This is a genomic window from Variovorax sp. GW821-FHT09B05 (assembly GCF_059418265.1).
This window is the reverse complement of the sequence record NZ_JBWKPN010000003.1, coordinates 539,376-550,931: the sequence shown is the minus strand read 5'-3', so window position 1 is coordinate 550,931 and position 11,556 is coordinate 539,376. Positions and strand designations below refer to the sequence as shown.

Sequence of the window (11,556 nt, the reverse complement as noted above, 5' to 3'; positions counted from 1 at the left end):
CGAGAGAAAGAAAAAATGAGGCCGACATCCGTCAGCCCCACGCTTCTTCGATGGGCCGAGGGCCCGTGCCGCCGCTAGGCGTTCAGCACGCCGATCCCCTCGTCCTCCATCACCTGCAGTTGCAGGAAAACCTCGCGCTGCCGCGCACGCGGAATGCCGAGGCGCCGCATCGCCACATCGACCGCACCGAAGTCGAGCCCCTGGTGCCACGTGCCCGCGGGCCCCGCGACCACGCGCCACTGCGTGCGGCAGGCGTGGAACACCTCGAAGGCCTCCTGGTGTTCCGGCCAGAGCTCGAAGATGCGAATCTCCTCGCTGCCGGCCGCCGGCGAGACCAGCCGGACCGGATCGAGTCCGAGCGACGCACACTGGGTGCGCAACTCGTCGTCGAGTTCGTCGTGAACACGTGTGTCGGCGCCGAGCACGTAGCGCGCGGCGCCCCTCAGTTTTTTACGGCGGCCGGGTACGCGTGCTCGAAGTAGCTGTAGGTGATGGCCGCCTCGAAGCCCGGCCATTCCTCCACCGCCGCGGCACGGTTCTCGGGCGTGCAGATGAAGGGCAGGCCGTCGTCGCCGGCCAGGCCCTTCCAGTCGGCCAGCACCATGTCGAGCAGTTCCCGGTCGTTGAGGCTGCGGTCGTCCAGGCGACGCTGCAGGGTGTCGTTCTCGGTCTTCGTCAATCGCTTGAAGACCGCGTCGAAGCGCACCTCCTCGACCTGGCCGTCGCCCGGCACGCGCATGAGGACAGGCGCGGCGAAGGTGGGCTTGATCGCGAGCTTGAGTTTCTGGGGCATCTGGTGTGTTCCTTTCGTCTTCCGATGAACCCGTCGCTCAGCGCACGACGATCGACCACTCGTCGTTGCCCGCGCCGCTGGGCACGAACTCGAGCGGCACGGTGATCATCTGGACGCCATCGACGTCGCTGTAGGTGGGCTTGCCGATCTGGGCGCGCGGCGACTTGATCTCCACCACGTTGGTCGCGCCCTGGCCATGCTTGAGCGCGAGCGCGACGCGCGCGCCGCTGCGCGCCATGCCGATCCAGTCCTTCACGGCCACCGCGGTGTTCTCGAAGGTGACGGAGCCGGTCGACACACGCGCGGTGATGTCGACGGCATCGATGGTCATCAGGTCCCGCTTGACGACGGTGTTGCCCGCGTCGAAGGCGAAGGCGCTGGCCGCGACGCCCAGGCCGTCAAGGCTCAGCGTGGTGTTGGCCTTGTTCACGCCCAGCGGGTCCATGAACTTGCTGTAGTCGGCGGTCGGCAGCGGTGCATCGGCGGCCGGCACGAACAGGCCCGTGAATTCGAACTGCCACTTCGGGATGCCCTTGGCATCGACGGCGGCCTTCACGTTGCCGTGGGCGTCGGTCATCTTGTAGACGGTGCCGTCGACGTTGCCGTAGATGGTCAGCGACTCCAGCACGTCGGTGGTGGGCGCGAAGGTGGTGCTGACGCCGGCCGCGGTGGTGACGCTGATCGCGCAGCCGCGCATCAGCGGAGCATAGGCCGGCACGTCGCCTGCCGCGGCCACGCCCGCCATCTCGACCGAGAAGGCGATCTTGCTGTACTGGGTCACGAGCACCGAGCCGCGCGAACCGAAGTACGGACGCACGTTGTCACGCTGGATCACGTCGCCTTCGATGGGCGTGAGCGTGACTTCGCTCACCAGGATCGCGTTGGCGGCGCCGGTGGGTGCGGCGTCGGTGCCGCGCACGGTTTCGGCCTTGGCCAGGATGGCCATCTTGCGCATGAGTTTGGGCATGTCTGCGTTTCTCCGTTGGTTGAAAAAGCGGGTGAAAAAGGGATGGAATCGAAAGAGCCGAAAAACACGCACCGATTGCGCGATGCGCCTGGCACGACCGCCCGGTTCACACGGGCGCGTCGATGCCGTCCTTGCCGATGCGTGCATGCGGCGCAGATGGAGAGCGGCGGGACCGAACGGACACATCGCCGTTCGGCACCCGCCATCAGCGGGTGGAAAAAGCGCGGACGCTCAGAGGTAGCGCCAGGTCCTCAATCGCAACGTGGCGCCATGGCACTTGAGGCCGGAGAAATCGACGAGACCCACCTCCGCGACCTGCACGCCGTCGGTGTCCTCGGTGTCTTCGTCCTCGTCCTTCAGCGGCGAGAGCGCGCAGGCGCCGCCGAGCGTCGGATCGGCGCGCACCGCATCGCGGATGGCTTCGATCAGGGCATCGAACACGAGCTCGGAACCCGCGGCGTCGTCGAAGGCGAGGTAGCCGCGCAGGGTCCAGGTGTCGATGGCGACACCACGCACCGCATTCAGCGCGTGTTCGCTGGTCTGCGCGCGGCGCAGCCACCAGCCGCGCAGCTGCAGGGCGTGATCGGGCAGCTCGTGCAGGAAGAGTGCGCGCAGCGCCGCCTCGTCCGCGAGATAGCGCTCGCGGTCGTGCACGCGGCCGATGGCGGGCACGGTACCCAGCGTCTGGACGATGGCGGTGCGGATGGCGGCGAGAGAGGTCATGCGTAGGCTCCGACGGTCATGCCATGCACACGATGCACGGCAGTTGCAATAAGAAAAGTCATCGAACGGCGACGAACGGGGCGGCAGAAAGATGCGGTGGCGTTCTTCTCGGTCGTTGGGTCCACTGTCTCCGACGAAGCCCCGATCGCCGAGGCGGACATCTGTCCGCCGATGGCCGCGCGACGCTCATCAGTTGCCGCTGGCATTGCTGCGAAACCATTGCTTGAGGCTCTCCGCGAGCAGGGCGGTCGCGATGGCCATGGCACCGCCCGATGCGGCGCCGAAGGCCGCGGCACGCTGCTCCACCGCGCGCAGGCGGCTGTCGAGTGCGTCGAAGCGCGCGTCGACGGCGTCCATGCGCCTGTTCTGCCGGTCCTGGCCCTCCTTGAGCGCCGACACCAGGCCGTGGATCTGCCCGAGCAAGAACAGCTCCTGGGCGCGGATTTCCGGATCGTTCATGGCACGGGCCTCTGCGTGAGGAACTCGATCAACGCGGCGTGGCGGAGCCGGTCGGCGGCGCAGGCACGCGCATTGAGCCGCTGGTTGTCCCACGCGTCGTCGACGGCAAGACCGGAGTCAGCAGCACAGGCCGCGTCGGAGGTATCAGCAGATCCGCAGGCACCGGCAGGGACATCGGTTCCCGCCAGCGCGCTGTTCCACATCCACACAGCAGCGAGGCTGAGGCGATGGCGATCGTCGCCGACAGCGCCTGGCGGTGCCGCCTCGACGGCATCGTGCGGCAACGGCGCAGGAGCCTGCGCGCCGCGTGGGACCCGATCAGGGCGATCACGCGCAGTGACGGGAGGGAGCACGAGAGCCACGCGCTGGCGCAGTTCATGGGAGATTCCTTCGAGAGCGAGATAGCGGGTCTGCAGCGCGCCCGCGTCCAGCTGATAGCGGGTGGAGGCGGCGCGGCCGCGTTCGTATTCCTTGCGCAGGGCCTCGGCGGCGGCGGCATTGCGCTGCGCCTCCCTGCCCTGCCAGACCAGGCGCTCGCGTGTCGCGCCGGCCTCGTGGATGGCGGCGGCGAGCGCCGCGAGAAGGCCGATCGCCAGCATCGCCCCGGCGAGACGGAGCCAGGCCCTGGAGCTGCTGCTCATCCGGCGGCCTTCAGGCATTGCGCATGCAGGCGCAGGCGGTCTTTCCAGAGGCCCGCGCAGACCTTGTTGCCCGGCGCGGAGCAGTCGGTGCCGCCCGCGTACTTCCAGTCCAGGATGGCGTTGCAGGCCCCTTCGTAGTCCTCGGCATTGAGCCGGGTCACGAGCGTGGACACGCGGCCTTCGCGTCCGCCCGTGCAGAAATTGAAGGCACCGATGTTGTAGGCCAGGCTCACGTACGCGTCGTACTCGGCCTGGTGCAGCGGCACCTTCACGCATTGCTTGAGCGCGCCCTCGTAGCTGCGGATGTCGCGCAATGCACGCTCGAGCGCGGGCACCGGCGTGGTGGTGTCGCCCATGCGCACGCCGTCGGTCGAGCCGAAGCCGATCGTGGGGACGGCGCTGCCGTGAACCGGATCCGGGTAGGCCCGGTCGCTGTAACCCTCGCGCGCGACGATGCCGACCAGGCCCGCCGCGCTCAACGCCAGCGTGGCGAGTGCCTGCCGGGTGATGCCGCCTCGCGCTCGCGGACGCGACGCATTCGATGGATGGATGTTGTTGTTGCCCATGACCAGATGGTCTGGCAAAGGGCATCGAACACTGAGGCGGACAGGTGTCCGCCGAGGGGGTGCGAAGGGCGCGGGCAAGGCCGCGGCGCTATGCCGGCGGCGGCCTCCGGCCCATGAAGCGCGGGGTCAGATCTCGCCGCCGTGCCAGACGACGCGGCCGCTGATCCGCAGGTCGGCCGCCTGTTCCGCGCTCAGCATCTGCGGCTTGTAGGCCGGGTTGTAGCTGATGATCTGCAGGCCGCCGGTCGAGAAGTCCCGTTGCAGGACCTTGACGTAGTCGTGGCCGTCGAGCTGGATGACATAGACGCCGTCCTGCTCGAGCGACCGGATGGCGGTGTCGACCAGCAGGATGTCGCCGTCGTTGATCTTGTCGGCCATCGAATCGCCGCGCGCATGCACGATCCTCGCGCTGGCCGGCTTGACGCCCTTGCGCGTCATCCAGGAGCGGCTGAACGCGAAGCGGCCCATGTTTTCCTGCGATCCATTGAAGGCGCCGTTTCCCGCGCTGACCTGGACATCGAGCAGGTCGATCAGCACGAACAGCTCGTCATCGAGCCCCGAGGGCGGCGCGCCCGCCTTGCCGGCGGGAAAGGGATTGAACTCGGCGGGATCGACGCCGAGCGCCAGCGCGATCACGTAGAGCTGTTCCAGGCTGGGATCGCTCACGCCGCGCTCGATGCGGCCGACGGTATTGAAGTGCAGGCCGCTGCGCTGGGCCAGGTCTTCGATCGTCAGCCCCTTTTGCTTGCGCAGATCCCGTACGCGGCCGCCCTGGGCGTGCGCCAGTTCGCCCACGCGCGATTTCACGTGGCCTTCGTCGACGGGAGGAGACGGTGGCGGTGTCAAGACAAACCTCGATTCGACTTCATAGCATCAACACTAGACATAAATCAGGTTTCAGTCAACACGAAACACGACTTTTATCCACGAGACACCTTTCATAGGTTTCATCCCAAATGTTTAACTCGATTTGTGTTTATCATTACGGTAACAAACACAAAATGCGATTAAGCAATGACCATGTGTCTCATCAGAGTCGGAAAAACACTGTTTATGGTGTTTTTTTGTCTCCTCCGCACTCTAGCCGGTTTTGAACTTCAGGCCGAAGTGCGTGCTTTCGGGTCTGTGGAAGGTCGCCGGAGCGGGGAGATGATCCGATGAACGCGCCCGGCTACATGGACGAACGGTGGTTCGTGCTGCTGCGCGCCGCCTGCCACGGACGCAGGCAGGCCGCCATCGCCGCCCGGCTCGGCCTGAGCGGCGGCACGGTGAGCCAGGTGCTCAACGGCACCGGGAAATACGGCACGGGCCAGGCCACGACCACCCGGATCGCCCGGCGCGTGCTCGAGGTGCTGGGTCACGGCGGCGAAGGCCCGGCCGGCGCGAAGCCGTCCCGCCATGCGGCGGACCACGCGGCAGGCAGCGTCCTGGCCCGGCGCATCTGCGCGACGCTGCGCAAGGAAGGCGGCTGGTGGTCGGCGCCGAATCTGGCGCGCCACTGGTCTTCGGCCGGCGACCTCGAGGCCATCGAGACGCAGCTGCAGGCGCTGCATGCCAGCGGCCTTCTCCAGTGCCGCCTGCTGCCTTCGGCGCCCCAGCAGCCGACCTATGCCATCGCCGCGCAACACGTGGCACTCCGCGCCTGCGCATTCAGTTCCGAAGGAGCTTTCGCATGACACAGCCATGCCCTTGCGGGCATTCCGTTCCCCTGCCTTTCGGGCGGCACGCCGATGCGGCGCGGCGCGCGATCCTCGGCCACCTACAGGACCGCGGCGCGGCTTCGCAGACGGAGCTCGATCGCGTGCTGCGGACGCGCATCGCCGACCACCGCGACGACCCGGCCTGCTCGGGGCTGCGCCAGTTGCTGTCGCTGCTGGCCAGGGCCGGCCACATCCATCGCATCGGAGCGCGGGGCAAGCGCCGGTGGAAATCGGGAACCGGGCCGCTGACTGAACGGATCGCCGCGGCGCGCCAGATCCCGATGCTCGGCACCAGCGTCTACCGGCCGCCGGTTCCGGCCGCGGTACGCCAGGGTGCGATGGACTTCACCCGCATCCCCAGCGTCCTGCTCGGGCGCCGCTGTCCCTATCGCGCACCGTCGCCGCTTTCCGCGCCGGGTGGCTGACGCCATCCGAGCGCCCCGCCCTTTTTCCAACCATTCCAGAGGAGTTCACATGCAACAGATGCACGCACATCCAGGCCATCGGCAGCTCGAGGCGTCGATGCCGCGCCCGACGATCAAGCCCATCGACCGCGACCGCCACCACGTGGTCCGCCAGCTCTGCGAGGAAGCCAAGCGCCAGAGCGCGGCGCTGGTGGGCTTCAAGGTCGCGGCGATGAGCACGGTGCACGAGTTCCTCGAGCGCAGCCTCATGGACTACGACGTGCACCGGGGCGGCAAGAAAGGCAACGTGACGCTGGTGAGCGCCGACGGGCGGCACAAGGTCGAGCGCCGCGTGCAGGACACCATTTCGTTCGACGGCCGGCTGCAGGCGGCCAAGGCGCTGATCGACGAATGCATCCAGAACTGGAGCAAGGACATCAACGCCAACATCCGCCTGCTGGTCAACGATGCCTTCCGCATCGACCGGCAGGGCCGGATCAACACCGCCCGCGTGCTCGCGCTGCGACGGCTGGAGATCGCCGACGAGAAATGGCAGCAGGCCATGCAGGCCATCGGCGACAGCATGAGGATCGCCGGGACCAAGCCCTACATCCGCTTCTACGAGCGCGATGACGCAACGGGCGAGTACACGCCCATCCACCTCGACGTGGCGGCGGCATGACGGCGCCCGCGCACACCCTCTGCGCCTGGTGCCGCCCGCTCGAGCCGGGCGCACCGCCCGCGGCATGCGAGACATGCGGACCGCCGCATGAAACCAGCGACCCGGCTCCGCCTGCACCGCCCAAGGTGCAGATCGGCCCGACCGACATCTGACCCACCGTCCCGCCGTCCCGCCGCCACGCCGCCACGCCGGCGCGCCGGCGCGCCCCTCCACCGACCGCAACACGAGATCGACAGAAATGAATCCCCCGGAATTTGTGAGCAGAACCCCGTGTCCCGTGCATGCCATGGAGGACGACGCGCCGGACAGCGGCGGCATGTGGAGCGGCCTGATGCAGGGCCGGGACGGCACGCCGCGTTCGCCGGCGAGCTGCGTCCGGTCCGCACCGCGCTCGAACCGCTGCGGCGCGACGGCGCCGCGCCGCGCGGAGCCGAGCGCCGGCCGCTCGACGACCGATCTGCTGCCGCCGAGGCTGCAGGAGCTCATCCGCCTCATCGGCCTGCCGGCCACCATGCGCTTCGTCGAGCGCTTCGGCGGCTCGAGGATCTACATCCCCGCCCATCCCGCCGAGGACCATCCCTTCGTCGCGGTGATCGGTTTCGAGAACCTGCGCACGCTGAGCGCCGAGTACGGCATCGACGGGATCGGGCTGCGCTTCGAGCTGCCGACCGGGCGCAGGGCCCTCAATGCCGCGCGCAACGACCGGATCCGGGCGGAGTTCGACGCGGGCAAGTCGATCCGCGCGCTGGCCGCCGAGCACCGGCTCGTCGAGCGGCAGATCTCGCGGATCGTCGCGGAGGCTTCGCACGGATGAGCGCCGCCCTCACTTCGCCTGCAGCAGCGCCCCCGCCTCGAGCAGCACCAGCTCGTTGTCGTCGGCCTTGTTCGGCTCGCGGCTGCTCGAGAAGGGCAGGTTGTTGTCGTTGCCGACGACGATGTGGGTGGCATCCACCACGTCGACGTTCTCGATGGTGAAGAACGGGAACTTGAGCACGCCGTCGTTGAGCGGCTTGCGCGCGAGCTTGTCGGGGTCGGCGATGTTCAGCAGGTCGATGTAGCCGATCTTGCGCACCGGGCCGCCGACGTTGGCGTCGCTGAGCTCGACCTTGTAGACGCGCTTGAACTTCGCGATGTCGTGGAAGCAGTCGGTGCGCTTCTGGCCTTCGGGGCAGGCCTTGTCGCTGGTGCCTTCGCCGTTGTCGCGCTCGATGATCAGGCCCGTGGTGCCGTCGATCATGTTGAAGTCGCCGATTGCGTTGCCGTTGGCCTCGAGCACGTACTTCCAGTGGCGGCCGGTCCACTTCTCGCCCGCCACGTCGAACTCGAGCACGCGCAGCGCTTCCTTGCCCTCGACTTTCTCGAAGTCCTTGGCCTCGGCGTTCCACACCGGGCCTTCGAGCAGCGCGTAGAGCTTGCTGCCGTCCTTCGAGGCGGCCATGCCCTCGAAGCCCTTGGAGCGCTTGATCTGGAAGTCGACCGCGCCGCCGGGCACGCCCGGCGTGGTCACGGCCGGGTTGTCGGGCGAGCGCACGACCTTGCCGTCGACCTGGGTGTCGAACACGGAGAGCACCTTGCCCTTGAGGTCGGCCTTGATCAGGTAGGGACCGAACTCCTCGCCGATCCACAGCGCGCCGCCGGCGAACTGGAAGCTCTCGGGATCGAAGTCGGAACCGGTCAGGTAGCGCTGCTTGCTGCCCTCGTGGACGATGCGGAACGGCACCTTCTTGTCGGGGTCGTGCAGGAACACGGTGGCCAGGCGCTGGAACTTGCCGCTCTTGAAGTCGACCTTGTAGTGGTTGAGGTAGAGCATGAAGTCGGGCGAGTTGGCCTTCGCGCCGGCACCGTTGTCGGTGAGGATCCAGAAGCTGCCGTCGTCCATCTTCTTGATGCCCGAGTGGCCCTGCAGCGGCTGGCCCTTGAAGGGCAGCGACACGCCGGTGCCGCGGCCGCCCGAGAGGCCCTCGACGCTGCCGATGGCTTCCACGCGCTTGGGCGTGGTGAACTTGCCGCTGACCTGCAGGTCGGCCGGCGCATCCTTGGGCGCGGCGACGAAGCTCTGCGCCGGCAGCACGGCATGGCCGGCGAGGGTGGCGGGGAAGGCGGTCTGGGCCGAGGCACCGGTGGCGGCGAACGCAGCGGCGGCGGCCAGGGCGAGGAGGGAAAGGCGCGTCTTCTTCATGGAGGTCGGGAGTCCGAGTCGAAAACGCGAGACCTTGCCGACCACGCGTGACGCCGCGGTGACATGACTGCCACTAAGGTGCGATATCGACGATCACTTCACGCGACTCGGCCCGACCCTGGTCGTCGACGACGCGCAGCACATAGCGCCGGCCCGACTCGGCCAGGTCGGGCATCCAGGCGATGCCTTCCCCGGGCGCGGCGCGGCCGACCAGCGCATCGTCGGCGAACCAGTAGAGGGTCTGCGTGCCCGCGGCGGCCTCGGCGCGCAGCACCAGCGGCTCGGGCCTGGCCACGCGCAGCGTGTGGCGCACGCCGCGCAGCGGCGAGCTGATGAGCGGGGCGGCCTCGGGCGCGCCCGCGTCCTTCTGCTCGCAGCCGTCGGCGGGCACGCTGGCGCGCGGCAGGCCGGCCTGGCGGAACAGGCGGCGCATGTCGCTGCCCCATTGCTCGACCACCTGCTGGCGCGCGTTCGGCTGCGGACCGCAGACCACCTTGCCCGTGGTCTCGTCGACCCACACGGCGCGGTGCAAGTTGCTGACCTGGATCGGCGACTTGCCGGCGATGAACCAGGTGCGCGTGCGCACCGGGCACAGCGCATCGGGCAGGCCGCCGGTGGCGGCGCAGACCTCGACCTGGCGCAGGTTGGCCGGCTGCGTGACGGCAACCTCGCCAGGATCGAGCCGCTCGGCGCGCAGCGCGTCGACCATGCGCAGGAACAGCGGCGCGGCCGCGTCGACACCCACCAGCGCGGGGTTGCTGCTGCCGTCGAAGTTGCCGACCCACACCACCAGCACGTGGCGGCCGAACACGCCCGCGGTCCAGGCATCGCGAAAGCCCCAGGAGGTGCCGGTCTTCCAGGCGATGGCGGGCCGCGCGGGCAGGGTGGTGTCGGGGCGCGGCGTCTGGCGCAGCATGTCGAGCGTGATGAAAGAAGCCTCTTCGCTCAGCAGCCGCAGCGGCTGTGCGGGCCGCTCGTCGGGCGAGGGCTCGGTGTAGCGCAGCGGCTGCGCGATGCCGCCATTGGCCAGGGTGCCGTAGAGGCCCGCGAGCTCCTCGGGCGTGACCTCGCCGCCGCCGAGCACCAGCGCGAGGCCGTAGTGCGATTCGCTCTGCAGCTTCTGCACGCCGGCCAGCCGCATGAAGTCGTAGAGGCCCGGCTTCGAGAGCTTCGCGGCCACCGCCACCGCGGGCACGTTGCGGCTGCGGATCAGCGCCTCCTGCGCCGACAGCGGCCCCGCGAAGCGATGGTCGAAGTTCTCGGGCGTGTAGGGACCGAAGGCGGTCGGTGCGTCCTTCAGCATGGTCTTCGGATGCAGCAGGCCCTGGTCGAGCGCGAGCGCGTAGATGAAGGGCTTGAGCGTGGAGCCCGGCGAGCGCTTGGCCTGGGTGCCGTTGACCTGGCCCGCGATGGCATCGTCGTGCCAGTCGGCCGAGCCGATCAGCGCGCGCACCTGCATGGTCGAGGCATCGAGCAGCAGCGCACTCGCGTTGTTCATGCCGACGTCGGCATGCGTGCGCAGGTACTGGGCCATCACGCGCTCGAGCGTGGACTGCATGCGCAGGTCGATGGTGGCGCGGATCTCGACCGGCGCCGCGACGCCGGCATCGCTTCGCGGCTGCGCGAGCAGCATGTCGGTGAGGTGCGGCGCCAGGAAGGGCAGGCTGCCGCGCGACTGCGCCGAGAGCACGAGCTGCGCATCGGGCGCATGCTGGCGCGCGGCGGGATCGCGCTCGGCCCACAGCGCCCAGAGCCGTTCGCGCGCGGCCTGCAGCTCGGTGTTGCGGCCGCGCTCGGCGATGCGCTTGACCGGGTTCTGCGGAATCACCGCGAGCGTGAGCGCCTCGGGCAGGCTGAGCCTGGCGGCATCCTTGCGGAAGTAGATCAGGCTCGCGGCCTGCACGCCCTCGATGTTGCCGCCATAGGGCGCGGTGTTGAGGTAGGCCTCGAGGATCTCGCGCTTGCCGTGGCGCGCCTCGATCCACAGCGCGGCGGCGATCTGCGCGATCTTGCCGCCGGCCGTGCGGCTGTCGATGCCGTAGAGCCGGCGCGCGAGCTGCATCGTGAGGGTGGAGCCGCCCTGGCGGCGCTCGCCGCTCGCGATGCGCCAGGCGCTGCGCACCAGCGCCGCGGGATTGACGCCCGGGTGGGCGTAGAAGCGCCGGTCCTCGTAGAGCAGCACCGCGTCGATCAGGGTGGGCGAGATGCGCGCTAGCGGCACCCACAGCCGGTACTGCTCGTCGGCCGCGAGCGTGAGCCGCAACAGCTCGCCGCCGCGCGCATAGACGGCGCGCGAGCTGCCCACGGTCTCGCTGAGCGGCGCATGCGGCCACAGCCGCAGCAGCGCGAGCAGCAGGGCCAGCAGCACGCCCGCGATCAGCAGGCGGCGACCCCGGCCTCGCCATGCGGAACGCGTGCTCTTCGCGGTCATGGGTTCGCTCC

The 11,556-nt window shown here is 69.0% G+C and carries 14 protein-coding genes; 4 read left to right on the top strand and 10 right to left on the bottom strand.

Annotated features, from left to right (window positions below; translation table 11 throughout):
* Positions 1-74 precede the first annotated feature (74 nt).
* From AC07RM_RS10970 to AC07RM_RS10935, 8 genes are all read right to left on the bottom strand, one after another.
* The gene (locus AC07RM_RS10970) at positions 75-425 is read right to left on the bottom strand and encodes a DUF1799 domain-containing protein (RefSeq protein ID WP_479671166.1); all 351 of its coding nucleotides are present in this window, start codon (positions 423-425) and stop codon (positions 75-77) included.
* Between the two features lie 17 nt (positions 426-442).
* Complete coding sequence (locus AC07RM_RS10965) at positions 443-793, bottom strand: hypothetical protein (RefSeq protein ID WP_093343522.1); 351 nt, start codon at positions 791-793, stop codon at positions 443-445.
* A 37-nt stretch (positions 794-830) separates the two neighbouring features.
* Positions 831-1,760 carry a phage tail tube protein gene (locus AC07RM_RS10960; RefSeq protein ID WP_479671167.1) on the bottom strand — a complete coding sequence of 310 codons (930 nt, stop codon included), beginning with the start codon at positions 1,758-1,760 and terminating at the stop codon, positions 831-833.
* Between the two features lie 231 nt (positions 1,761-1,991).
* Complete coding sequence (locus tag AC07RM_RS10955) at positions 1,992-2,483, bottom strand: hypothetical protein (protein WP_495334458.1); 492 nt, start codon at positions 2,481-2,483, stop codon at positions 1,992-1,994.
* A gap of 189 nt (positions 2,484-2,672) precedes the next feature.
* Complete coding sequence (locus AC07RM_RS10950) at positions 2,673-2,942, bottom strand: hypothetical protein (RefSeq protein ID WP_281078879.1); 270 nt, start codon at positions 2,940-2,942, stop codon at positions 2,673-2,675.
* A complete protein-coding gene (locus tag AC07RM_RS10945; protein WP_495334457.1) occupies positions 2,939-3,583 on the bottom strand; it encodes a hypothetical protein in 645 nt (214 codons plus the stop codon). Before AC07RM_RS10945 ends, AC07RM_RS10950 begins: the two co-directional genes overlap by 4 nt.
* The gene (locus tag AC07RM_RS10940; RefSeq protein WP_208513531.1) at positions 3,580-4,149 is read right to left on the bottom strand and encodes a lysozyme; all 570 of its coding nucleotides are present in this window, start codon (positions 4,147-4,149) and stop codon (positions 3,580-3,582) included. The genes AC07RM_RS10945 and AC07RM_RS10940 overlap by 4 nt, the downstream gene beginning before the upstream one ends.
* A gap of 126 nt (positions 4,150-4,275) precedes the next feature.
* Positions 4,276-4,956 (bottom strand): XRE family transcriptional regulator, encoded by a 681-nt coding sequence (locus AC07RM_RS10935; protein ID WP_177239340.1) that lies wholly within the window; start codon positions 4,954-4,956, stop codon positions 4,276-4,278.
* 350 nt (positions 4,957-5,306) lie between these two features.
* On the opposite strand from AC07RM_RS10935, the gene AC07RM_RS10930 reads away from it, so the two are divergent.
* The 4 genes from AC07RM_RS10930 to AC07RM_RS10915 all read left to right on the top strand — a co-directional run bounded on the left by AC07RM_RS10930 (position 5,307) and on the right by AC07RM_RS10915 (position 7,749).
* Entirely contained in the window at positions 5,307-5,825 is a 519-nt protein-coding gene (locus tag AC07RM_RS10930; RefSeq protein ID WP_495334456.1) for a hypothetical protein, read from the top strand.
* Positions 5,822-6,274, top strand: a complete 453-nt coding sequence (locus AC07RM_RS10925; protein ID WP_495334455.1) for a hypothetical protein — start codon at positions 5,822-5,824, stop codon at positions 6,272-6,274. Before AC07RM_RS10930 ends, AC07RM_RS10925 begins: the two co-directional genes overlap by 4 nt.
* Before the next feature lie 49 nt (positions 6,275-6,323).
* Positions 6,324-6,935: a DUF3164 family protein gene (locus tag AC07RM_RS10920; RefSeq protein ID WP_093343537.1), complete on the top strand. Its 612-nt coding sequence runs from the start codon at positions 6,324-6,326 to the stop codon at positions 6,933-6,935.
* Between the two features lie 286 nt (positions 6,936-7,221).
* Positions 7,222-7,749 carry a Mor transcription activator family protein gene (locus AC07RM_RS10915; RefSeq protein ID WP_495334454.1) on the top strand — a complete coding sequence of 176 codons (528 nt, stop codon included), beginning with the start codon at positions 7,222-7,224 and terminating at the stop codon, positions 7,747-7,749.
* 9 nt (positions 7,750-7,758) lie between these two features.
* Here AC07RM_RS10915 and AC07RM_RS10910 read toward each other — a convergent pair whose 3' ends face one another.
* The gene (locus AC07RM_RS10910) at positions 7,759-9,114 is read right to left on the bottom strand and encodes an esterase-like activity of phytase family protein (protein ID WP_495334453.1); all 1,356 of its coding nucleotides are present in this window, start codon (positions 9,112-9,114) and stop codon (positions 7,759-7,761) included.
* Between the two features lie 73 nt (positions 9,115-9,187).
* Positions 9,188-11,545 carry a penicillin-binding protein 1C gene (pbpC, locus tag AC07RM_RS10905; RefSeq protein WP_495334452.1) on the bottom strand — a complete coding sequence of 786 codons (2,358 nt, stop codon included), beginning with the start codon at positions 11,543-11,545 and terminating at the stop codon, positions 9,188-9,190.
* Between the last annotated feature and the right edge of the window lie 11 nt (positions 11,546-11,556).

What these genes read in the sequence shown, in the direction of transcription:
- AC07RM_RS10940 (WP_208513531.1), bottom strand. Translation starts at nt 4,149, where the DNA reads ATGGGCAACAACAACATCCATCCATCGAATGCGTCGCGTCCGCGAGCG.
- pbpC (WP_495334452.1), bottom strand. Translation starts at nt 11,545, where the DNA reads ATGACCGCGAAGAGCACGCGTTCCGCATGGCGAGGCCGGGGTCGCCGC.
- AC07RM_RS10950 (WP_281078879.1), bottom strand. Translation starts at nt 2,942, where the DNA reads ATGAACGATCCGGAAATCCGCGCCCAGGAGCTGTTCTTGCTCGGGCAG.
- AC07RM_RS10925 (WP_495334455.1), top strand. Translation starts at nt 5,822, where the DNA reads ATGACACAGCCATGCCCTTGCGGGCATTCCGTTCCCCTGCCTTTCGGG.
- AC07RM_RS10930 (WP_495334456.1), top strand. Translation starts at nt 5,307, where the DNA reads ATGAACGCGCCCGGCTACATGGACGAACGGTGGTTCGTGCTGCTGCGC.
- AC07RM_RS10945 (WP_495334457.1), bottom strand. Translation starts at nt 3,583, where the DNA reads ATGAGCAGCAGCTCCAGGGCCTGGCTCCGTCTCGCCGGGGCGATGCTG.
- AC07RM_RS10910 (WP_495334453.1), bottom strand. Translation starts at nt 9,114, where the DNA reads ATGAAGAAGACGCGCCTTTCCCTCCTCGCCCTGGCCGCCGCCGCTGCG.
- AC07RM_RS10915 (WP_495334454.1), top strand. Translation starts at nt 7,222, where the DNA reads ATGGAGGACGACGCGCCGGACAGCGGCGGCATGTGGAGCGGCCTGATG.
- AC07RM_RS10955 (WP_495334458.1), bottom strand. Translation starts at nt 2,483, where the DNA reads ATGACCTCTCTCGCCGCCATCCGCACCGCCATCGTCCAGACGCTGGGT.
- AC07RM_RS10965 (WP_093343522.1), bottom strand. Translation starts at nt 793, where the DNA reads ATGCCCCAGAAACTCAAGCTCGCGATCAAGCCCACCTTCGCCGCGCCT.
- AC07RM_RS10920 (WP_093343537.1), top strand. Translation starts at nt 6,324, where the DNA reads ATGCAACAGATGCACGCACATCCAGGCCATCGGCAGCTCGAGGCGTCG.
- AC07RM_RS10960 (WP_479671167.1), bottom strand. Translation starts at nt 1,760, where the DNA reads ATGCCCAAACTCATGCGCAAGATGGCCATCCTGGCCAAGGCCGAAACC.